The organism is Nocardiopsis sp. NPDC101807 (assembly GCF_044766605.1).
Classification (GTDB): Bacteria; Actinomycetota; Actinomycetes; order Streptosporangiales; family Streptosporangiaceae; genus Nocardiopsis; species Nocardiopsis tropica.
Map to the genome: position 1 here is coordinate 324,358 of NZ_JBIWMK010000007.1, position 20,304 is coordinate 344,661.

At 75.6% G+C, this 20,304-nt stretch carries 20 protein-coding genes; 5 read left to right on the forward strand and 15 right to left on the reverse strand.

Annotated features, from left to right (window positions below; all coding sequences use genetic code 11):
* Positions 1-159: 159 nt before the first annotated feature.
* The 8 genes from ACIRPH_RS22785 to ACIRPH_RS22820 all read right to left on the reverse strand — a co-directional run bounded on the left by ACIRPH_RS22785 (position 160) and on the right by ACIRPH_RS22820 (position 7,065).
* On the reverse strand, positions 160-690 hold the full coding sequence (locus ACIRPH_RS22785; protein WP_402917412.1) for an EF-hand domain-containing protein: 531 nt from the start codon (positions 688-690) through the stop codon (positions 160-162).
* Positions 691-849: 159 nt separating this feature from the next.
* The gene (locus ACIRPH_RS22790; protein WP_402917414.1) at positions 850-1,320 is read right to left on the reverse strand and encodes a DUF6917 domain-containing protein; all 471 of its coding nucleotides are present in this window, start codon (positions 1,318-1,320) and stop codon (positions 850-852) included.
* The gene (locus ACIRPH_RS22795) at positions 1,317-2,240 is read right to left on the reverse strand and encodes a Gfo/Idh/MocA family protein (protein WP_402917417.1); all 924 of its coding nucleotides are present in this window, start codon (positions 2,238-2,240) and stop codon (positions 1,317-1,319) included. Before ACIRPH_RS22795 ends, ACIRPH_RS22790 begins: the two co-directional genes overlap by 4 nt.
* Positions 2,237-3,325 carry an Ldh family oxidoreductase gene (locus ACIRPH_RS22800; protein WP_402917420.1) on the reverse strand — a complete coding sequence of 363 codons (1,089 nt, stop codon included), beginning with the start codon at positions 3,323-3,325 and terminating at the stop codon, positions 2,237-2,239. The genes ACIRPH_RS22795 and ACIRPH_RS22800 overlap by 4 nt, the downstream gene beginning before the upstream one ends.
* A gap of 44 nt (positions 3,326-3,369) precedes the next feature.
* The gene (locus ACIRPH_RS22805) at positions 3,370-4,650 is read right to left on the reverse strand and encodes a M20/M25/M40 family metallo-hydrolase (RefSeq protein ID WP_402917423.1); all 1,281 of its coding nucleotides are present in this window, start codon (positions 4,648-4,650) and stop codon (positions 3,370-3,372) included.
* Positions 4,647-5,525: a sugar phosphate isomerase/epimerase family protein gene (locus ACIRPH_RS22810; protein ID WP_402917426.1), complete on the reverse strand. Its 879-nt coding sequence runs from the start codon at positions 5,523-5,525 to the stop codon at positions 4,647-4,649. Before ACIRPH_RS22810 ends, ACIRPH_RS22805 begins: the two co-directional genes overlap by 4 nt.
* Positions 5,509-6,525 (reverse strand): oxidoreductase, encoded by a 1,017-nt coding sequence (locus ACIRPH_RS22815; protein ID WP_402917429.1) that lies wholly within the window; start codon positions 6,523-6,525, stop codon positions 5,509-5,511. Before ACIRPH_RS22815 ends, ACIRPH_RS22810 begins: the two co-directional genes overlap by 17 nt.
* A gap of 231 nt (positions 6,526-6,756) precedes the next feature.
* Positions 6,757-7,065 (reverse strand): hypothetical protein, encoded by a 309-nt coding sequence (locus tag ACIRPH_RS22820; protein WP_402917431.1) that lies wholly within the window; start codon positions 7,063-7,065, stop codon positions 6,757-6,759.
* Positions 7,066-7,679: 614 nt separating this feature from the next.
* Between ACIRPH_RS22820 and ACIRPH_RS22825 the strand changes: the two genes are divergently transcribed.
* Positions 7,680-8,891, forward strand: coding sequence for an FAD-dependent monooxygenase (locus ACIRPH_RS22825; protein ID WP_402917433.1), 1,212 nt, complete (start codon positions 7,680-7,682; stop codon positions 8,889-8,891).
* 118 nt (positions 8,892-9,009) lie between these two features.
* On the opposite strand, the gene ACIRPH_RS22830 is transcribed toward ACIRPH_RS22825, so the two are convergent.
* From ACIRPH_RS22830 to ACIRPH_RS22850, 5 genes are all read right to left on the reverse strand, one after another.
* Positions 9,010-9,804: an SDR family NAD(P)-dependent oxidoreductase gene (locus ACIRPH_RS22830; protein WP_402917435.1), complete on the reverse strand. Its 795-nt coding sequence runs from the start codon at positions 9,802-9,804 to the stop codon at positions 9,010-9,012.
* A gap of 29 nt (positions 9,805-9,833) precedes the next feature.
* On the reverse strand, positions 9,834-11,159 hold the full coding sequence (locus tag ACIRPH_RS22835; protein WP_402917438.1) for an MFS transporter: 1,326 nt from the start codon (positions 11,157-11,159) through the stop codon (positions 9,834-9,836).
* Positions 11,160-11,248: 89 nt separating this feature from the next.
* Complete coding sequence (locus ACIRPH_RS22840) at positions 11,249-12,679, reverse strand: FAD-dependent oxidoreductase (protein WP_402917441.1); 1,431 nt, start codon at positions 12,677-12,679, stop codon at positions 11,249-11,251.
* Positions 12,672-13,505: an SDR family NAD(P)-dependent oxidoreductase gene (locus ACIRPH_RS22845; protein ID WP_402917444.1), complete on the reverse strand. Its 834-nt coding sequence runs from the start codon at positions 13,503-13,505 to the stop codon at positions 12,672-12,674. Before ACIRPH_RS22845 ends, ACIRPH_RS22840 begins: the two co-directional genes overlap by 8 nt.
* Positions 13,506-13,561: 56 nt before the next feature.
* Entirely contained in the window at positions 13,562-13,975 is a 414-nt protein-coding gene (locus tag ACIRPH_RS22850) for a nuclear transport factor 2 family protein (protein ID WP_402917447.1), read from the reverse strand.
* 119 nt (positions 13,976-14,094) lie between these two features.
* On the opposite strand from ACIRPH_RS22850, the gene ACIRPH_RS22855 reads away from it, so the two are divergent.
* Positions 14,095-14,799: an IclR family transcriptional regulator gene (locus ACIRPH_RS22855; protein ID WP_402917449.1), complete on the forward strand. Its 705-nt coding sequence runs from the start codon at positions 14,095-14,097 to the stop codon at positions 14,797-14,799.
* 206 nt (positions 14,800-15,005) lie between these two features.
* Positions 15,006-16,091, forward strand: coding sequence for an SRPBCC domain-containing protein (locus ACIRPH_RS22860; protein ID WP_402917451.1), 1,086 nt, complete (start codon positions 15,006-15,008; stop codon positions 16,089-16,091).
* 151 nt (positions 16,092-16,242) lie between these two features.
* Here the strand turns inward: ACIRPH_RS22860 and ACIRPH_RS22865 are convergent, their stop codons facing one another.
* On the reverse strand, positions 16,243-16,737 hold the full coding sequence (locus ACIRPH_RS22865) for a hypothetical protein (RefSeq protein WP_402917454.1): 495 nt from the start codon (positions 16,735-16,737) through the stop codon (positions 16,243-16,245).
* Positions 16,738-17,188: 451 nt separating this feature from the next.
* Here ACIRPH_RS22865 and ACIRPH_RS22870 point away from each other — a divergent pair, with 451 nt between their 5' ends.
* Complete coding sequence (locus ACIRPH_RS22870; RefSeq protein WP_402917457.1) at positions 17,189-18,412, forward strand: PucR family transcriptional regulator; 1,224 nt, start codon at positions 17,189-17,191, stop codon at positions 18,410-18,412.
* Positions 18,413-18,439: 27 nt separating this feature from the next.
* On the opposite strand, the gene ACIRPH_RS22875 is transcribed toward ACIRPH_RS22870, so the two are convergent.
* Positions 18,440-19,405 carry an LLM class F420-dependent oxidoreductase gene (locus ACIRPH_RS22875; RefSeq protein WP_402917460.1) on the reverse strand — a complete coding sequence of 322 codons (966 nt, stop codon included), beginning with the start codon at positions 19,403-19,405 and terminating at the stop codon, positions 18,440-18,442.
* Between the two features lie 270 nt (positions 19,406-19,675).
* Here ACIRPH_RS22875 and ACIRPH_RS22880 point away from each other — a divergent pair, with 270 nt between their 5' ends.
* Positions 19,676-20,206 (forward strand): YbhB/YbcL family Raf kinase inhibitor-like protein, encoded by a 531-nt coding sequence (locus ACIRPH_RS22880; RefSeq protein ID WP_402917462.1) that lies wholly within the window; start codon positions 19,676-19,678, stop codon positions 20,204-20,206.
* The last annotated feature ends 98 nt before the right edge of the window (positions 20,207-20,304 follow it).

Sequence of the window (20,304 nt, forward strand, 5' to 3'; positions counted from 1 at the left end):
CGGGGGGGGGCCCCCCCCCGCCGCGCCCCCCCCCGGGGCGCCGCGCGGGGGGGGGGGGGGGGGGGGGGGGTTTTTTGGGGGGGGGGGGGGGGGGGGGGCCGGGCCCCGGGCGGCGGGGGGGGGGGGCGGGGCCGGAAGGGGGACGGGACCCGAGGGGGGTCAGACGCCCAGGAGGGGGATGTCGTTCTTGCCGAGGTGGTAGTCGCGCACCGCGGCGACCAGCTCGGTGACGGTGAGGACGCCGTCGCCGTCGGTGTCGATCTCACCGAAGGCGTCGGCGGCCTGGGCGGCGTTCAGGCCGATGGCGTCGAACCACCGCTCCAGCTCGGTCGGGCTGATCCGGCCGTCGCCGTCGGCGTCGGCGATGGCCATGATCGCCTGGACGGTCGGCTGGAGGACCTCCGAGAAACCGGCGTCGCCCTTGCTGACGATCTCGCTCTCGGCGGCCCGGACGAAGTCCTCCTTGCTCATCCGCTCGGTGCCCGCGGCCCGCGCCAGGCGGTCGAACAGGCCGAGGTAGGCGCCACGCAGGCCCTCCGCGCCGGGGGCCGAGGCCTCGACGCCGAAGCGGCTGAGGATGCCCTCGATCTCCTGCTCGAAGTCCGCGCGCTCGATCACGCCGTTGCCGTTGTGGTCCCACAGGCGGAAGCGCTCTTCGAGGCGGTCGTTGGCCTTGACGGCGGTCGTCATCCGTTCTCCTTCAAGAGAATAGTTGGGAACAACAGAATTAATAACAGGGAACAGGAGGCTCGAATGCGATTCGAGAACCACCTTCCCCCGACTCGAATATTACCGACCCCAGGGTCCCGGAAAAGCCAATCCGGGAAAATCATCGATGCTGCGTCAAATTTATTTCGGACATTCTTCGACAATTTTCGCGGACGGTGTCCGGAAGAGATCGGCCACGGTCCGGGGGCTCCCCTGCCGGAACACCACCGGCTCCTCGGGGCGCAGCGCCAGGTCGCGCCCCGTGGGGGCCGGGTCCGCGTGGATGAGCACGTTGTAGTGGTTCGGCGTGTGGCAGGCGTCGAACCCCAGCACCACGCCCACCCGGCGCGGACCGATCCACACCTCGTCGCCCCGGTCCACGACGCCGGCGGCGGTGATCTCGGCGAACCCCAGGAACCCCACCCGGTCGATCCGGGCGCCCTCCGCGGTGTCGGTGTGGTCGGTGGCGACCAGCTCGTGGACCTCTCCCGCGCGCACGCACCGGCTCGCGAACGGTTCCAGCCGCATGCCGCGCTCGGTCCTGCGGTGGACCAGGACCTTGAGCAGGGTGGCGGCCACGTCGCGCTTGGCACCGTCCTCGTGCGGGTTCACCGGGCGGCCCTCTCTTCGAGCTCCGCCGCGCGGTAGGCCTCGCCGACCAGGCGCAGCGCCGACACCCCCGCGCCGTCGTCGGTCCGGCCCTCGCGCACCCGGCGCGCGAAGTCGGCGGCGATGCCCTCGTACTCGTGCCACAGGGACTCCTTGAAGGCGGGGCGTCCGGCCAGCAGGTCGGCCGCCCACACCTGCCCGTCCGCCGTTCTCACCACCACGTCCTTGCACTCCCCCGGATGGGACCAGTCCAGCAGCACCCGGGCACGGGCTCCCCCCGCCCGCAGGGCGACGTCCGCCCTCCGGTCCACCCCCGCGGCGTCGTACTCCACCCGGGCCCCGGTCACCTCGGCCCGGCCCAGCAGGGCCTCCACCAGGTCGAAGGCGTTGGGTCCGTTGTCGGCCACGCACCCGCCGCCGCAGCGGCCCGGATCCAGGTACCAGGTGTCCTCCCCGGCGTGCTCCTCGATCCGCTCCAGGTAGCGCACGGTCACCTCCGCCACCGCGCGCTCCCCGATCCGGTGCCGCAGCGCGGCGAACCCGGAGTTGTACCGGCGGTGGAAGGCCGTGGTCAGCGGCACCCCCCGGTCCCGGGACAGGGCGGCCAGGGCCTCCCCCTCCGCGAGGTCCAGGGCGAGCGGCTTCTCCGCGCACACCGCCACACCGGCCGCGAGGGCGTCGGCGCAGATCCGGGCGTGCGCGTCGTTGGGGGCCGTGACCACGACCGCGGCCAGGTCCGCCTCCGCCAGCATCCGCGTGTGGTCGGTGTAGCCCGCCGCCCCCGGCGGCGGGTCCGCGACCCTCGACGGGTCGAGGTCGCACACGGCCGCGAGCTCCCAGTCGGGGGAGGCCGACAGCGCCGCCAGGTGGAACCGGGAGATGACCCCCAGGCCGACCACTCCCACGCGCAGGGGTTCCGTCATCGTCCCTCCCCCGCGAGCGCCGGCGCCGGGATCCCCGCCCGTGCGGCCACGTCCGACAGTTCGGCGTACAGGCCGGCGGCCAGCGGCACCCCCTCGGCCCGGCGCTCCCGCGCCGTGCGGTGCTCGTGCCAGCCGGGGTAGCGCACCGGGTCGCCGGGGGCGGCCGGAGGGCACGCCGTCACCACGCCGAACAGCTCCTCGGCATCGGCCGGAGCCCCCTCGCGCAGCGCGTCCGGGGCGATGGCCAGCATCAGGAAGCCGATGTCGTCGTCCCGGCCGGTGGGCCCGCCGTCCCCGGCCAGGGCGTCGGGGTCCGGCCCCCGCCCGGCGCCGGAGACCACCGCGGACAGCACCTCCACCAGCAGTCCGAGGCCGAAACCCTTGAACCGCCCCGCCTCGCCGCCCAGCCACATCAGGTGCGCGCGCCCCGCGTCGAACTCCGCCGGGTCGGTGACGGGGGCCCCGTCGTCGTCGCACAGCACCCCCTCCGGCAGCCGCCGCCCCTCGCGGGCGGCCTGCCGGACCCGGCCGGTGGGCGCCGCCGTGGTGCTCATGTCCAGCAGGAACGGCGGGTGCGCGCCGGCCGGGGCCGCGGCGCTGAGCGGGTTGGTCCCCAGCAGGGCCACGGCCCCGCCCGGCGGCCGTGCGATGCGCTGGCGGCCGCAGTTGCTCGCGACCACGCCGATCATGCCGCGTTCGACCGCGCGCAGTGCGTGGTAGCCGGCGCAGCCCAGGTGCGTGGCCCCGCGTACCGACACCAGGCCCACCCCGTGCTCCCCGGCCCGCTGCGCGGCGAGGTCCATCGCCTCCGAGGCGGCCCACAGGCCGAGGGAGCGCCGGGCGTCGAGCAGCACGGCGGCGCCGAGGTCGGCCACCACGCGTGGCTCCGCGCCGGGGTCCGCCCTCCCCTCGTCGAGCAGGGGGAGGTAGAGCCCGGCCAGGTTGGCGACCCCGTGGGAGTCCATTCCGGTGAGGTCCCCGTGGCACAGGGCGCGCGCCGCCTCCGCGGCACGGCCGCGGGGCAGGCCCCTGCCCGCGAAGACCTCCGTGAGGAAGGCGAGCAGCGCGCCGTGGTCGACCGTCACGGTCGACCGTTCCTGTGCTTGCGGTGACTCTGGGGAGAGGGTGGTCACGATCCTCCGTCGGTCTCGTCGGTGAAGGCGGTCAGGAGACGGGCCACCGTGTCGGCGTACCCGTCGAGGTCGCTGAGGCGGACGCGCTCGTCGTCGCCGTGCGCGCCGTCGGCGTCCAGGTCGCCCGGCCCCAGCACGACGGTGCAGGAGCCCGGGACGTCCGCCATCCAGATGGCGTCGCAGGTGAAGGCGGGCTCGCCGGCCGGCCAGGCGGGCACCCCCGCCCGGCGCAGCAGGTCGTGGCCCCACCGGTCGCGGTCGTCCAGGACGGGCAGGCCGCGCTTGGGCCAGTCCAGGCGGGTGAGGCGGCGCGCGTCGGCCGCGGTCCGGGCGAAGAGGGCGGTGTCGGCGAAGGCGGAGCCGAACTCCGCCAGCGCGGTGTCGAAGGCGTCCCGCACCGCCTCCTCCAGGGTCCTGCCGGCGCGGGCGTCGGCGTAGGACAGGTTGAGGAGCAGGTCGCCGGAGCCGTACACGCGGTTGTGCAGCGTGCCCGTGTGCAGCCCGGCCACGCACACCGCGCCGTTCCGGGCGTGGGCGTCCAGGGAGCGGCCCATGCGCTGGGCGAGGTACCCCAGCAGCACCGAGGCGTTGTGCCCGCTGTGGGGCCGGTCGTCCACGGCGTCGTCGCCGCGCACCGAGACGCGGGCGGTCATCGAGGCCGTGGAGCGGGTGAGGAACCGTCCGGACGTGGGCTCGCAGAACACGTTGAGGCGGCCGGTGTGCCCCAGTCCGACCAGGGGGCGGGTGCCGAGGACCCCCATGGCCCCGCCCTCCTCCCCCGCGACCGCCTGGACGAGGACGGCGCTGTCGCGGCCCAGGCCCGGCGAGCGCTCCCGGGCGGCGCGCACCCCGGCCAGGAGCGCCACCGCGGGCCCCTTGGCGTCGACGGCGCCGCGGCCGCGGAAGACCTCGCCGTCGAAGGAGGCGGCGGGGCCGCCCGCGACGGTGTCCATGTGCACGTTGAACATCACCGTGCGCTCGCGCGGCACGGTGTCGGGTCCGAGCCGCAGGACCAGGCTGGGCTGGCAGGCGAGGAAGCCGGGGTCCGCTGCGGCCTCGCGCACCGTCTCGGGCACGCCGGGCGCCTCCAGGTCGGCGGGGTCGGCGGGGGCGTGGCGGACCACCCGGAACCCGAGCCGCGCGGCGGCGCGGGCGTAGTCGCGCTGGGCCTCCCACAGCCGGGGCGCCGGGCCTCGGTCCCCGGTCTCCAGGGGGCCGGCCGTGGGGGTGGTCAGCAGCCGCATCAGGAGGGAGCGCTCGTCACCGGTGAGCGTCATCGGACCTCCTCCGTGCGCCAGACCCGGCGCACCGTCTCCTCCAGGACCCGCCCGTACTCGACGAACCCGGCCGCGTCCCCCCGGCCGGGGTCGCCGCCGCCTCCCCGGAGGTGGGGCCGCAGGTGCAGGTGGGGCTCGATGGACAGTGCGCCCCGGTAGCCGTGGTCGGCGAGGATCCGCAGGCATTCCTCCACCCCGGCCCGCCCCCGGCCGGGCAGCACGTAGGCGGTGTCCCCGCCGGGGGCGTCGACGGCGTCCTTGACGTGGACGTGGGCCACGTACTCCACGAGCGGACGCAGCATCGCGGCGGCGTCGTAGCCGTGGGCGACGCCGTTGCCGGTGTCGAAGAGCACCCGCAGCGCCGGGCTGTCGACGTGGGCCAGCAGGTCCAGGACGCGGGCGGCGTCCTCCCCCGCCCATCCGGCGCAGTTCTCGTGCGCCAGGACCAGGCCGGCGTCCTCGGCGCGGTCGGCCAGCACGCGCATCCGCGTGCGGACCACGCGCCCCCACTCGGGCTCGGCCAGGCCCCCGGAGGGGAAGGACATGATCCGCACCGTGCGCGTGCCCAGGGCCGCGCAGCGCCGGGCGAGCACGTCCAGCTCGGCCAGGTCGACGGCGAAGTCCCCGGTGGCGGGCCGGGACCAGTCGCCGATCTTGGCGGCGACGGCGACCACCTCCACCCCGGCCGCGCGGATGCGCTCCGCGGCCCGCGCGAAGGCGGCGTCGTCCGTCTCTGCCACCGGCACCCCGTCCAGGGTGCGCAGCTCCAGCAGGTTCCAGCCGAGCGCGCGCACGGCGGCGATCTGGCCGGGCAGCCCGGGGGCGGCCTCGTCGCCGATCCCGGCCAGGCGGGGGGTCTCAGACGCGGACGGCACTGCCGGCCTCCCGGGGGTCGTCGGTGCGGGGGGAGCAGAGGTTCTTGGCCTCGGACAGCAGGCGGACGGCCTCCACGTGGACGGGCAGGTCCCCCCGGACGCGCCGGGGCCGGGAGTAGCGGGTGTAGCAGGCGCGCAGGAACGCGGTGAAGGCGTCGTCGTGGAAGACCGAGCGGCTGGGGGCCCGCCCCGGCGCCGCCACCGACAGCTGGGCGGTGTGGTCGGCCTCGCTGCACGGGTAGTGGCCGGTCAGGACGACCTCGTCGAACTCCAGCACGATGCGCCGCTCGCGCAGCGGGGAGGTCAGGTCGGACTCGACCCGGGTGAGCACGCCGGCGTGGTGCACGAGGTCCAGGCGGGCGCCGCCCAGGCCCGGCAGGCGCGTCCCGTCGACGACCATGTCCTCCAGTTCGGCCGCGGCGACGTCGGCGCCTCCCGCGAGCGCCACGACCACGGCGAGCGCGTGGGGGACCTCGATGTCGAAGGCGGTGGGGTGCCCCGGCGTCCCCAGGGACCTGGTGAACCGGGGCTTGTGCTGGAGCACCGTGATCGCGCGCAGCTCCCCGAAGGCGCCGGAGCTCCGGGCGGCCGACAGCCGCTTGCTCAGCGCGCTGGCCGACCAGGGTGTGGAGACGGCGAGGTCGAGGTCCCAGCGGCGGCGCAGCCGCGCGATCGCGGCCAGTTCGACGAGGTCCAGGGCCAGCGGCTTCTCCACGATGATGCTGCGGTAGCCCAGGCGGGCCAGGGTTTCCAGCGGCTCCGCGCGCAGGTGGGGCGGGGTGCACAGGTGGACCACGGTGTCCTGCGGCGGGCGCCGGCGCGCCGCCTCCTCGGGGGAGGCGACCGCCAGGAGCCCGTCCGCCCCGGGGCGCAGGGGGTCGTGGCCCATCACCGGACCCGGCGCGAAGAGGGTGGGGGCCGCCGCCCGCGCCTTGGCGAGCGACGGCAGGTGCAGCCCTCTTCCCGATCTGCCCAGGCCGACGATGAGGGTGTGCAGCATGGAGGGTGCGCGCCTTTCCGTTCGCCGTCGTCCTCGTTCCGCGCCCTTCCGGGCGGAGGGAACCATCGAACGGAGACCCAGCGTGGAGCACCACGGAAAAGGCGTCAAAACGCGAAACCTCCACCCGCGTCCCAAACCCCGCCCTCGGCCATTCCTTAACCGGGGGAAAAATCAGACAAAACAGACGGTCTAGAAAATCTTAATTTTGCCGCTTTGTCCGTTCTTCGCGGGTCAGGCCACGGAGAAGCTGAACAGGCCGCTGGGCGGGGCGTGCCAGCCCCGGTCGGGCGCCACGGTCACCCCGGGCCCCAGGCACCGCGTCCCGGCGTGGAGGCGCACGTCCGCGTCGGTCAGGTTGACCAGGACGTGGGCCGTTCCGGGGAGGCGCACGCAGCTCCCCGAGGCGGGGTCGGAGTAGCGCACGAGGTCCTCGAACTCGGTCGTGAAGACCACGACCTCACCGGTCGCCGCCTGTGCGGGGGAGGCCCCCAGGAGGACGCTTCCCAGGAGCGCCGCGGCCACGGTGGACAGAAACTTCATTCCACCATCCTTTCTGATCTCATGTGCGTTTCACGGAGGCGACCCCCTCACCCGGGGAGGACGCGGAGGTTCGCCGGAACGATCTTCTCCGAAACCCTCGCCCGACACAACCGGAATGCCGAAAGGCATTTTCGGCCCACTGGCCGAACGTGGATAGAAGCATCACGACGTGGCTACATAAAATCAATAAAGTTATTCTTATGCTGACAAAGTGGACCCCTGTCGGCGCCCTCTCCGGCCCTGCGGGACGGGGCCCCCGGAGCGTGCGGAGGACCCGGCCGACGGCCTTCCCCGGCACGGGCCGGGGCCAGGGGCGACGGCCGCACGGCACGCGTGCCCCGCCCGGGGGGAACGCGCCCCCGGCCCCCTCCGGCGCGGTCCCGCGCCGCGCGCCGCCCCTCCGCGCCGCCCGGGGAACGCGGCGTCGCGAGCCCCCGGGACCGCCGCCGGGAAGGCCCCGCCCGCGAACCCCGCCGCGCTCTCCTTCCCCGGCGGTGTGCACCGTCCGGACGGTACGGTTCCCCTGGGGGGTTCCACGGCCCGTGGACGGCTCCCACACGCAGCGGGCGAGGCGGACGGACCCCCCGCCCTCGTCCCCGACCCGGAGGATTCGAGTGCCGATCAGGAACAGGAACGTGCTCATCGCGGGCGGCGGGGCGGCCGGCCCCGTGCTCGCCCACTGGCTGGCCCGGCACGGGTTCGCGCCGACGGTCGTCGAACGCGCGCCGGAGCCGGCGGCGGGCGGCCACCTCGTCGAGGTGTCCCCGCAGGGGATGGGCGTGCTGGACCGGATGGGCGTGGGCGAGAGGGTCCGGGCCGAGGGCGGGCCCCTCCCCGACGTGCACTCCTACATCAGCGGGCGCGAGCGGCCGATCGTGCTGCCGCAGGGGCACGTGGGCGCGGTCGCGATCAGGAGCGGGAACCTGTCCCGCCTCCTGCGCGATCGGGCGGGCGACGGCGTCGAGTACCTCTTCGGCGACTCCGTCACCTCCCTGGTCGAGGACGCCGACGGCGTGGACGTCGGCTTCGCGCACGCGCCCGGGCGCCGCTTCGACCTGGTGGTGGGCGCCGACGGCCCGGACTCCCCCGTCCGCCGGCTGGTGTTCGGCCCCGACGCCGACGGGCGGGTCGAGCACCTGGACGCCAACCTCGCCGCATTCGAGATCGACAACCACCTCGGCGTCAGCGACGTGATGATGTGCCGCGTGTGGCCCTACCGGGGGTGCGTCGTCACGACGTTCCCCGGCAACGACCGGCTGGAGGTGGAGCTCCTGATGCGCAACAGGACCCCGGCCGCCCCGGCCGAGATGGACATGGAGGCGAGGTACCGCTTCCTGGAGGAGGTCTACGGGGAGGACGGCTGGGAGGTCCCCGGCCTGCTGCGCGCCATGCGCGGGGCGGACGTGCGCCTCGCTCCGTCGACCCAGATCAGGCTGGACGTGTGGAGCAGGGGCCGGACCGTCCTGGTGGGCGACGCGGCCCACGCCGCGGACCCGATGGCGGGCCAGGGGACGGCCCTGGCCCTGATGGGCGCGACGGCGCTGGCCGGGGAGCTGGTCTTCGCCGAGGGCGACCACGAGCGGGCCTACTTCTCGTACGAGGCGTCCATGCGCGGGACGGTGCGGGAGGCCCAGAGCCTGGGGCCCGCCCTCACCAGGGACTACGCGCCGGAGGGCAGCAGGGGCGAGGTGTGGCTGCGCGAGCGGGCCGACGCCGCCCTGCTGCTGGGCAGCCGCCTCATGGCCCAGTACGGCGCGCGGTCCGGCTACGAGTACGTGGGCGACGGCTTCCCCGCCGACCGCTACGCGCGCGTCCTCTCCCCCTGACCGGCCCCGGGAGGGCCGCCGGCCCCGGACCGGCGCGGCCGGGGTGTGCCGGAGGGCCGGCGCCCCCGCGCGGACGGCACGGGGGCGCCGGAGCGGGCGGGGCCGGGCCGGTGCGCGGTCAGCGCGCCCCGCCCTCCCGCAGGGCGCCGGTGATCCGGTGGTAGAGGCCCCCGGAGGTGAGGCCGCCGTCCACGACCGTCTCCGCGCCCGTGACGTAGCGGGAGGCGTCGGACAGCAGGAAGAGCACGACCTCGGCGATCTCGTCGGCGCCGGCGACCCGCCCGGCGGGTACCGAGCGCAGGCTCTCGTCGACGAAGTCGTCCGACCCGGAGCGGAGCAGCGGCGTGTCCACCAGGCCGGGGTGCAGGGAGTTCACCCGCACCCCCGCCCCGGCGAACTCCAGGGCGCCGACCTTGCTCAGCCCGCGCACGCCCCACTTGCTCGCGCCGTAGCCGGCCGCGAAGTAGCCGGTCATGCCCGCGACGGAGGACACGTTGACCACCGAGGCGGAACCGGCGGCCCGCAGCAGCGGCGCCGTGTACTTCATCCCGTAGAACACGCCGGACAGGTTGATGTCGACCACCCGCCGCCAGTCCTCGTCCGCGGTGTCCTCGATGCCGAAGCGGTGGCTGACCCCGGCGTTGTTGACGAGGCCGTCGAGCCGCCCGTCCTCCCGCCCGATCCGGTCGCGCAGCTCCCGCCAGCCCGCGGGGTCGCGGACGTCCAGGCGCGCGGACCGCGCCGAGCCCCCCTCCGCGCGGATCCGGGCCGCGACCTCCTCCCCTCCTTCCTCCGCGAGGTCCGCCACCCAGACTCGCGCCCCCTCGGCGCCCAGCGCCAGGGCCTCCGCCCGGCCCATGCCCCCGGCCGCCCCGGTCACCAGGACGGTCCTTCCGGCCAGTCCGTGCTTCATGTCCGCTCCTTCCCCGGTGTGCCCGGTGCTCAGTCGACGCGCAGCTCGGTGCCGCGTGTCTCGGTGACGAAGAAGACCGTCACCAGGGTGATCAGTGCGGTCAGGACGAAGTAGGCCGCGGGCGCCAGCGAGTGGCCGGTCGCGCCGATCAGCCAGGTCGCCACGAACGGCGCGGTACCGCCGAGAACCGTGTTGGTCACGTTGTTGCCGAGCGCGATCCCGCTGTAGCGGGTGGAGGCGCTGAGCATCTCCGCGTAGGTGACGAACGAGGCCCCGTTGACGACCGAGACGCAGACGAACAGGACCGACTGCCCGACGACCGCGGCCCAGGCGGGGCCCGCGGCCATCATCATGAACATCGGGAACCCGAGGAGCGTCGCGCCGACGCTCCCGAGGAGGATGACCTTCTTCCGGCCGATCGTGTCGGCCAGGTACCCGGAGAGCGGGAGAGTGGCCGCGCCGACCACCATCGCCACCGCGGTGGAGGCGAAGGCCAGCTGCGACGAGTGGCCGGCCGTGGTCTGGAGGTAGGTGGCCGCGTACACCGAGACGATGTAGTACCCGCCGGTGATGACCGCGCCCAGGCCGATGATCTTCAGCACCGACCGCCAGTTGGTCACCAGGAGGGTCTTGACCGGCATCTTCTTCGTCTCGCCCTGGTCGGCCAGCTCCTTGAACTGCGGGGTGTCGTCGAGGTGGCTGCGGATGTACAGGCCGATCACGCCGATGGGGAGGCTGAGCAGGAACGGGATCCGCCACGCCCAGTCCAGCATCTGCTGCTCGGTGAACAGCGAGGTGGCCGCGAGCGCCACCAGCGCGGCGAACAGCGATCCGAGGTAGGTCCCGGAGTTGACCAGCGAGGTCTGGGTGGCCCGCCAGCGGGCGGGGGCCGACTCCGCGACGAACGCGTTGGCACCGCCCAGCTCGCCGCCCGCCGCGAACCCCTGCACGCAGCGGCACAGGACCAGCAGGGCGGTCGCCCACACGCCCAGCGTGAAGTAGGTGGGCAGCATCCCGATCAGGGCGGTGGCCGCCACCATCAGGAGGATGGTCCACGACAGGGCCTTCTTGCGCCCGTACCTGTCCCCGATGTGCCCGAAGAGGATGCCGCCGGGCACGCGCATGAAGAACGCGACGGCGAAGGCGGCGAACGTGCCCAGGAGCGCCGCCGTCGGGTCCTCCGACACGAAGAAGAGCATCGCCACGAAGGTGGCCATGTACCCGTAGATGCCGAAGTCGTAGTACTCGACGACGGTGCCGATGACGGCCGCGCGGATGACCTTCACCCGGGACTGGAAGCCCCCGTCGGCGGGCGTCGTGCCCGGTCCGTCCGCGGACCTGTGGTCCAGTGGCATGCTGCCTCCTCGGGCAGGGTCGGACCGGGGCGTGCGAGCCGCCCGGTCCCGGTGGTTCGGAGGGGTGGGAGGGGGTTGCGGCGCGGGGGTCAGCCCCGGGCCGCCGCCCCGCGGCCGGCGATGCGGCCCATGGTGATCGCGTTGGCGACGGCGTTGCCGCCGCCGACGTAGCGCAGTCCGAGGACCCCGGCCCCGGCCTCTCCCGCGGCGAAGAGCCCGGGGACGGCGCGGCCCTCGCGGTCGAGCACGGCCGCCCGGGGGTCGATCTCCATCCCGGCGTGCGTGCAGACGAGTTCGGTCGGGAGGAGGAGCGCCGCGTGGAAGGGCCCCTCCTCGATGGGGTCGGGGTTCGCCTGGCCCTTGTCCCGCAGGCTGAGGTGGCGCAGGAAGCGCTCGTCCTCCCCGTGCGGGAGCTGGGCGTTCCAGGTGTCCACGGTGGCGCGCAGGGCTCCGGGCGGCACTCCCATCGCCCCGGCGAGCCCTTCCAGGGTGTCGGCCCGCAGCGTCCTGCCCGCGTCGGCCTCCTCCGTGACGCGCTCCGGCGTCCAGTCCGCGTAGCCGGAGGGCAGGGAGGCCCTGGCCCTGTCGTCGAAGACGCACCAGACGGGGCCGTCCTGGGCGTCGATGATGCCGGTGGAGACCGCGTAGGACGCGTCCTCGTCCATGAACCGCCGCCCGGCCCGGTTGACGTGCACCCGCGCGACGGGCGGGAACCCGGACTGCCAGTGGTGGTACCGCTGGAAGTAGGCGGTGGGCAGGCGCAGCCCCCAGCCCGCCCCGGTGACCGAGGCCCCGACCCCGTCCGCGAAGCGGATGTGGTCGCCGCGGCTGCCCGGGGCGGCGACGACGAACGCGTGCTCGCCCGCCTCCAGCGCCGCGGGGTAGTACTCCGCGAGGAGCCCGGGGTCCCGGGCGAGCCCCCCGGTCGTGACCACGACCGCTCCCGCGCGGACCTCGACCCCGTCGGCAACGACGCCGACCACCCGGCCGTCCTCCGCCAGGAGCCGTTCGACCCGGGTGTTGAGCACGGTCTCGACCCCGTGCCGGCGGCAGGCGGCAGCCAGCGCCTGGACCAGGCCGAGGCCCTGGTCCCTGGGGACGTGGCCGCGCCGGACGTCCTCGACGCCGGCCCGGCACAGGCCGGGCATGTGCGCGTTCGTGGAGATCCGCGCGGGGAACTCCACGCCCAGCCCGATGAGCCATTCCAGGGTGGGCCCCGCGTTCTCGCAGAAGGCGCGGACGAGCCCCGGTTCCAGCATCCACTGGTTCAGGTCCATGTAGTGCTGGTAGAACCGCTCGGCGGTGTCCTCCACGCCCGCGCCGCGCTGGACGCTCGTGCCGGCGGCGGTGAACAGCCCGGCGGAGAGCTGGGTCGACCCGCCGAGCCCGCTCTCGGCCTCGAACAGCAGGACGCACGCGCCGGCCTCCGCCGCGGTGGCCGCCGCGGCGAGCCCGGCCCCTCCGCCGCCGATGACGACGACGTCGACGGTCTCCTCCGCCCCGGTGGTGGGCTCAGACATGGCGCGATCCCCCGTCCACGGCGATGCTGTGCCCGGTCACGTAGCGGCTGCTGTCGGAGAGCAGGAACAGCAGGACGCCGACGACCTCCTCCGGGGAGCCGACCCGGTGCAGGGGGACTCTGTCGAGGGCGGCGGCGAGCGCCTCGGGGTCGTCCTGGAGCCAGCGGGTCATCTCGGTGTCGATGAACCCGGGGGCGATGGCGTTGACGCGGATGCCGCGGTCCCCGAGTTCGACGGCGAGCGACTCCGTCAGGTGGGCGACGGCTGCCTTGGAGGCGCAGTAGGCCGCGCGGCCCCGGCGCACCCGCACCGCGGAGACCGAGGACATGTTCACGATGGCGCCGCCCGGCCCCATGTGGCGGGCGGCGGCCTGGGCCCCGTGCAGGACCCCCTTGACGTTGACGTCGAGGACGGCGGAGACCTGGTCCGCGGAGATGTCCCCGACCAGGGCGTACGGGAAGACCCCGGCGTTGTTGACCCAGTAGTCGAGGGAGCCGGACCCCCGGACGGCGGCGAGGGCGAGTTCGTCCTGCTGGGCCGGGTCGGCGACGTCGACGCGGTGGGCGCGGACCCGTCCCGGCCGGGCTCCGGCCGGCCTCCCGGCCAGCTCGCGGTTGATCTCGTCGGCGGTCCGCTCCATCCCGGCGTGGTCGAGGTCCGCGCCGACGACGTCGACCCCCCGGGCGGCCAGCGCCGCCGTGAAGGCGCGGCCCATGCCGCGCGCCGCGCCGGTGACGACGGCGGTGCGCCCGGCCATCTCGGGGTGGACGGCCTCCATGGGGCGGTCGACGACGCGTGCCGGACCGGTGCCCTCGTGCTGGGTCATGGGAAGTGCCTTTCGGTGGATGTGCGGGGGTTCTCGGCGGGAGGGGCCGGGGCCGGTCAGGCGGTGTCGTCGCGCCGGACGTCGCGGCGCGCGACGCGCCAGTCCTCCCCGTGCCGGACGAGCCGGTCGTGGAGCGCGGTGAGGCGCAGCACCCGGGTGCCGCCGGCCACACGCGTCGCCATGACCTGGAGGTAGGCGCTGACCCGTGCCTCCTCCGTGTCCAGGGACTCCACGTACACGTTGGTGACCACGTGGCGGTGCACCTCTCCCCCGGCCCGGGCGTCGCGGGCGAAGCCCCGGGCGAAGTCGCGGAGCGGAGTCCGGCCCACGACCGGGGCCGGATAGGTCGGGGAGTGGAACTCGCCGTCGGGGGTGAAGGTGTCCGCCCATCCCCCGGCGTCCCCGGAGTCGATCAGGTGGGACTGGCGCGCGTAGAGCTGGTGGATGCCGATGACCTGCGTGCCGTCCATGAGCCCCTCCCAGGTGTGCGATAATCGCACTAGGTGTGCAATTAAAAGTCAACGTATGTGTCCCACGTCACCTGCGTCAAGGGGGCGGGGGTGTATGTTCGCCCTGCGAGAGGAGCCCGATGCCCACCACACCGGCCCCACAGCCGGACACACGGACGTCCAAGACCCTGCACAACGGGATCGAGGTGCTCGAACTGCTCAGCCGCAGCCCGCACGGGCTGTCGGTGACCGAGGTCGCCGAGGGGATCGGGGTGCACCGCACGGTCGCCCACCGGCTGGTGCGCACCCTGGAGGAGCACCGGCTGTGCAAGCGCGACTCCTTCAAGCGGATCACGCTCGGCCCCGGGCTGGTCGCCCTCGCCGAGTCGGTCGAGGTCGACCTCCGCGAGGTCGCGAGGCCGGTCCTGGCCGACCTCGCGGAGGCGCAGGGCGCCACCGCGCACCTGGTGGTGCCCGAGGGCGGGGACGAGGCGCGCGCGCTCATGGTCGTCGAACCGCGGCACGCCAGGGCGCACATCGCCTTCCGCACCGGCCGGGTGGACCCCCTCGACAAGGGCTCCGCCGGGCTGGCCCTGCTGTCGGCCATGCCGCCGCGCCGGGGGGAGCGGGAGGAGGTCTCGCTGGCCCGGCGCCGCGGCTACGCGGTCTCCCACGCCGAGGTGACCAACGCCGTCACGGGGGTCTCCGCCCCGGTGGCCGGCCCCCGCGGCGACCCCGTGGCGAGCATCGGGATCTCGGTGCTCGAACTGGACGACCCGGCGCCCTTCGGCGAGGCCGTGGTCGAGGCGGCCCGGCTGATCGCCGGCATGCTGCACCTGCCCTGACCCCCGGCCCCGGGGCGGAGCGGAGGACCGGCCGCGGCTGATCGGCCCGTCCGCGTTTCCCGGACGGACCGCCCCACCTCCGCGCGGTGCGTACGCTGGCGGCGTCGGCGGATTCCGGAGGACGGGTCCGCCGACCTGTCGACGGACCCCGGGCACGGCCCCGCCGGGGCCCACCCCTCCCCCAGGGCCCGAGTGGAGACCGCCCCGTGAGGATCAGCACCGAGTTCACCGTGAACGCGCCGGTCGGGCGCGTGTGGCGCCTGCTCACCGACGTGGAGGCGGTGGCCCCGTGCGTGCCCGGCGTGCGACTGACCGGCGTCGACGGCCCCCTGTACTCCGGCGCGGTGCGGGTGAAGGTCGGCCCGCTCGTGGCCGCCTACTCCGGCACCGCCCGTTTCACGGAGCTGGACGAGGGGGCGCGCCGGGCGGTGGTCGAGGCGTCCGGGCGTGCCAGCCGGGGCGCCGGAGGCGCCTCGGCGACGGTGACCGCACGGCTGTGGGCCGAGGCCGGGAGGACGGTGGTCGCCGTCGACACCGACCTGCTCCTCACCGGCCGGTTCGCCGAACTGGACGCCGGCACGGTCAGCGCCGTGTCGGCCTCACTCGCGGCACGCTTCGCCGCGGCCCTGGAGGAGAAGTACGGCTTCGCCCCTGCCCGGCACGGGAGCGCGGAGGAGCCCCCCGCGCCCGTCCCCGACGCGCCGGGGAACGCCGCTTCCGGCGCGGCCGTGGCCGGGAGCCCGGAGTCGGCGGGGCCGGAGGGAACCCCGGAGTCCGTCGGAGCCGGAGCGGAGGGGCCGCCGGAGACCGGCCGGAGCCGGGCGGACGCCGGGACGGGCGCGGACGCGGGAACGGGCGCGGTCGACGTGGACGACAGGGCCGGCGGAACCGGCGCGGACGCCGGAACGAACCCGGTCGGCGCGGACGCCGGGACCGGCGGACCACGGGAAACCCCTCGGGCGGACCACGCCTTTCCCGACGGAGCCAGAAAAAGAGCAACAAAAAACCCCACCCCCTCCGTGGGGGAGGAACAGCGCTCCGACCAGGGAGGACACCGGGACTCCGGCCCCCGCCCCGGCGCCTCCGGGGTCGAGGGGGGCTCCGCGGGACCCACCGTGTCTGGTATCACAGGCGATGTGACCGGTGCGCAGAAGTTCCCCGACCGTGCGGATATCTCCCCCTCGGCCGCGGCGGCCTCCCCCGCGGGGGCCGTCGCCGACCGGCTCTGGCCGCTCCTGGCCGTCGTGGTCGTGGCGGGCGGGATGATCCTGGGCTACGTCCTCTTCACCTGAGCCCGCGCCTCCGCGGCCCCGCCCCGTTCCGCGGCGGGGCCCGCCCGGAGCTGCGGGCCCGCGGCCCCTCTCCCGGGGGCTCCGCCTTCGGCGGCGGGCCGGGGGCGGGACGGTCGCGCCCGGCGGCCTTCCGCGCCCCCCGAACCGCTCCTCAGGCCCCGCCCAGGCTGATGCCGGGCAGCCGGGTGGCCAGCCACTGGTCGTCGGAGTCCCGGCGCATCTCCAGGGATTCGGGGTCGTCCTCCCCCGGGAAGACCAGGGTGACCGTGGCGATCGGGATGTCCCCGTCCAGGTCGGTCCCCATCACGGCCTCCCCGACCTCGGCCCCCTCCGCGTCCGGGAGGGACTCGGCGTAGGCGGGGAAGGCCTCGGCGCAGTCGGCGCCCCCGTACGCCTCGACCAGCACGTTCCGGGCGGCGGGGTCGATCAGGGCGCAGCCCGCCTCGCCGTCGACGGCCTGGAGGGAGGCGACGAACCCCCCGGCGGCGCGCAGGGCGTCGGCCTCGGCGTCCGGCGCCGCGTCCCCTCCCGTCCCCGCGTCCGCCTCCTCCGCCTGCCCGGCGGCCTCCTCCCGCTCCTCCCCTCCCGAGCAGGCCGTCACGGCGAGGAGCAGGGCCAGGGGCAGGGCGGGCAGCAGCCGTCGCATGGGGGGCCTTCCGAAGGGGGCGGGCGGGGCGTCCGCACCATTGTTACCGCATCCACCCGGCCGGCGACCACCGGTGCGCACCGCCGGGTTCCCGGCGCCCTCCGGGCGGGGCACGGCCGAGGGCACGGTCCTCCCCGGCCCGGGCCCCCGAAGGCGCGCCGCCGGGCGGGCCGGCCCCGGCCCCCTCGCCCCGGGCGGACGCGCGGAGGGCCCGCGACGCGGACGGCTTCGCGGGACGGGCCGGGAAGGCCACGGTCCGGGCCCCGCCGGCCTCCGGCGCCGTCCTCCCCCGCGCGGGGCGGGGTTGTCCGCGCGTCCGGGCTCTGGTGATATGGAACCGTGTGGTACCCGTCACCGCGGCGGGTCCCGCCGAGACCCGTACTTTCTGGCGCACAGAGCACGCGCGGGCGTGCCACGGGCGGCTCCGCCGCGCGTCCGCGCCGGAGGTGACATGACCCACCCACTGCGGGAGGACCGGGGGACGGAACCGTTCTCGCGGATCCCGCCGGAACTCGGCGCGCGGCTGCGCGCGCAGGTCCCCTCCCTCGTCGACGAGGCCCTGGAGGACCTCCGGCGCAGGTCGCGTGAGCACTCGGCCCCCCTGGGGCCCGCCGACGCCGAGAGGCTGCGCCGGGCGCTGGCGGCCGGTGTGCACGGCTTCCTGGACCGGGTGGAGGTCGGCGGCCCCTCCCCCGCGCTCGCGGACGCGCTGGCCGCGGAGTTCCGGGCGCTGGGCGCCGCCGAGGCGCGACACGGGCGCACGCTGGAGTGCCTGCACACGGGGATGCGCGCGGCGGCCGCCGTGGCGTGGCGGAGGCTCGCCGGCGCGGACGCCCTCACCCGCGAGCACATGGGTGTGGTGGGCGAGGCGATCTTCGTGTTCCAGGAGGAGGTCTCGGGCGCCGCCGCCGAGGGGCACGCCCGCGTGCGCGGCGCCGGCGCGGACGCGCTGCACCGGCGCCGGGTCCGCCTGCTGGAGGCGCTGCTGGCCGAGACGGGCGCGGAGTACGACGCGCGCGCGGTGGCGGCGCTGGCCGGGGCCGCCCGGTGGCGGGCCCCCGAGCGGGTGGCCGTGGCCCTGCTGCTCCAGGACGGACCGGCCGGACGGACGGCAGCCCTGCCGCCGGACGTGCTGGCCGACCTGGACCGGGCGGAGCCGTGCGCGCTGGTGCCCGACCCGGAGGGGCCCGGCAGGCTGCGGTCGCTGGAGCGCTCGCTGCGCGGGGCCGACGCCGTGCTCGGGCCGAGCGTCCCCCTGGACCGCGTGCCCGTGTCGCTGGCGCGTGCCCGCGACCTCTCCGAGCTGGTGAGGGCCGGGCTCGTCACCGGCGGGGGCGTGCAGCGGTGGAGCGACCACCTGCCCGCCCTGCTGCTGACGCGCGACCCGGCGCTGGTCGGCGAGATGGCGCGGACCCGGCTGGCCCCGCTGGCGGGGCTCCGCGCGCCGCAGCGCGAGCGCATGGCCGACACCCTGCTGGCCTGGCTGGAGTCGGGGCTGAACGCCAACGAGGCGGCGGACCGGCTGCGCATCCACCCCCAGACGGTGCGCTACCGGATGCGCCAGCTGGAGGAGCTGTTCGGCGAGCGGCTGCGCGACCCGGCCGAGCGCTTCGAGCTGGAGCTGGTGCTGCGGGCGCGCGGCCTGCTCGGCCCCCTGCCGGAGGGCGGCGGGTAGCGCCCCCGCCGCCCCGGAGGGCTCCGGTCAGTCCCCGGGGGCCAGGGCCCGCACGAGGGCCGCCGGGTCCGCGGACGCCTGGCCGATCGGGGCCAGCACCGGGGTCGTCACACCGTTGTCCGCGTAGGCGCGCACGCGCTCGCGGCAGTACTCGGCGGGGCCGTGCACGATCAGCTCGTCCACCACCGAGTCGGGGATCGCGGCCAGGGCTCCCTTGCGGTCCCCCTCGTCCCACTTGCGCCACATCGGGTTCAGCTCCTCGCGCCCCAGCCACTCGTGGAAGGCCCGGTACACGGGGACGTTGAGGTAGGCGGACACGGCCCACCTGCCGATCCCGCGGGCGGTGTCCGGATCGGTGTCGGGGACGACGAAGATCCTGGCCACGATCTCCTTGTCCTCCCCGTCCCCGCGGACGTACGGGGCGACCGTGCGCACGTCCTCGGCCGAGAGCCAGTTGACGACGGCGCCGTCGCCCTCTCGGCCCGCGAGCCTGAGCATGCCCGGCCGCAGGGCCGCCACCAGCAGCGGCGGGGCCTGCTCGGGAACCGCGCCGAGGGTGAAGCCCCGGACGCTGAACGTGTCGTAGTCGGCCGTGACCTTCCGGCCGGTGAACGCGGTCCGCAGGAACCGCACGGTGTCCCGGACCTTCTTGTACGGCTCGTCGAACGGGATGGAGTTCCAGCGTTCCACGATCACGCCGGAGGAGGTGCCGATCCCCAGGGCGAACCTGCCCGGCGCCGCCGCGGCCATGGTCGCCGCGCTCATCGCCAGGGTGGCGGGGCCGCGCGTGTACGCGGGCACGATCGCCGTGCCGAGGCGCAGCGCCGGCGCCCAGACGCTGGCCAGGGCCAGCGGGGTGAACCCGTCGGTGCCGTTGGCCTCGGCCGACCACACGTCGGTGTACCCCAGGTCCGGCATCCGCTCGACGACGGCGCGCTGGTCGGGCAGCGGGACGCCCTCCAGCGGGATGGTGATGCCCCAGCGAGTGGTCATGGCGACTCCCTGTCGGTGTCCGGGGACCGGCTCGGGTGCGTTCCCCCGTGTCGACAAGCACCGTACCGCCCGGTCGGTTTGTTGTCTTCTCCCCCTCCCCGCCGGGACCGGGCCGCGCGGCCCGCGCGCTCCCCCTTCCGGGGCCGGCCGACACGGTGCCGCGGCCCGCAGCGGGCACGGCCGCCGGGGCGTATGTTCGTAGGATCCGCCCCCGGGCCCGCCCGGCCGGGCGGAGGCAGCCATCCCGGACCAACGAAGGAGGCCCCTTCCGTGGCCACGCCACCCTCCCCCTACGACTTCCTGCCCCAGGTCGCGTCGTTCACCGTGACCAGCGACGACGTCGCCGACGGGCAGACCCTGCCCACCGCCCAGGTCAGCGGGATCATGGGCGCCGGAGGCGAGGACGCCTCGCCGCACCTGGCCTGGAGCGGCTTCCCCGAGGGGACCCGGAGCTTCGCCGTCACCTGCTTCGACCCCGACGCGCCCACCGCCAGCGGCTTCTGGCACTGGGCCGTGGCGAACATCCCCGTCGGGGTCACGGAACTGGCCACGGGCGCCGGTGACGGTTCCGGCCTCCCCGAGGGGGCCGTCACCCTCCGCAACGACGCGGGCGGCCACCGCTACGTGGGCGCCGCTCCGCCCGCCGGGCACGGACCGCACCGCTACTTCTTCGCGGTGCACGCGGTGGACGTCCCCCGCCTCGACGTGGACGGGTCGGCGAGCCCGGCCTTCCTCGGCTTCAACCTGTTCTCGCACGCGATCGGCCGCGCCCTCGTCACTCCGGTGTACGAGCAGGGGTAGGCCCGCGGGCGGGTCCCGTGCGCACCCGAGGGGGCGGTCGGCGCGGCACGGCGCCGACCGCCCCCTGCCCTTTCCTCCCGGGGGCGCCTGATACACGC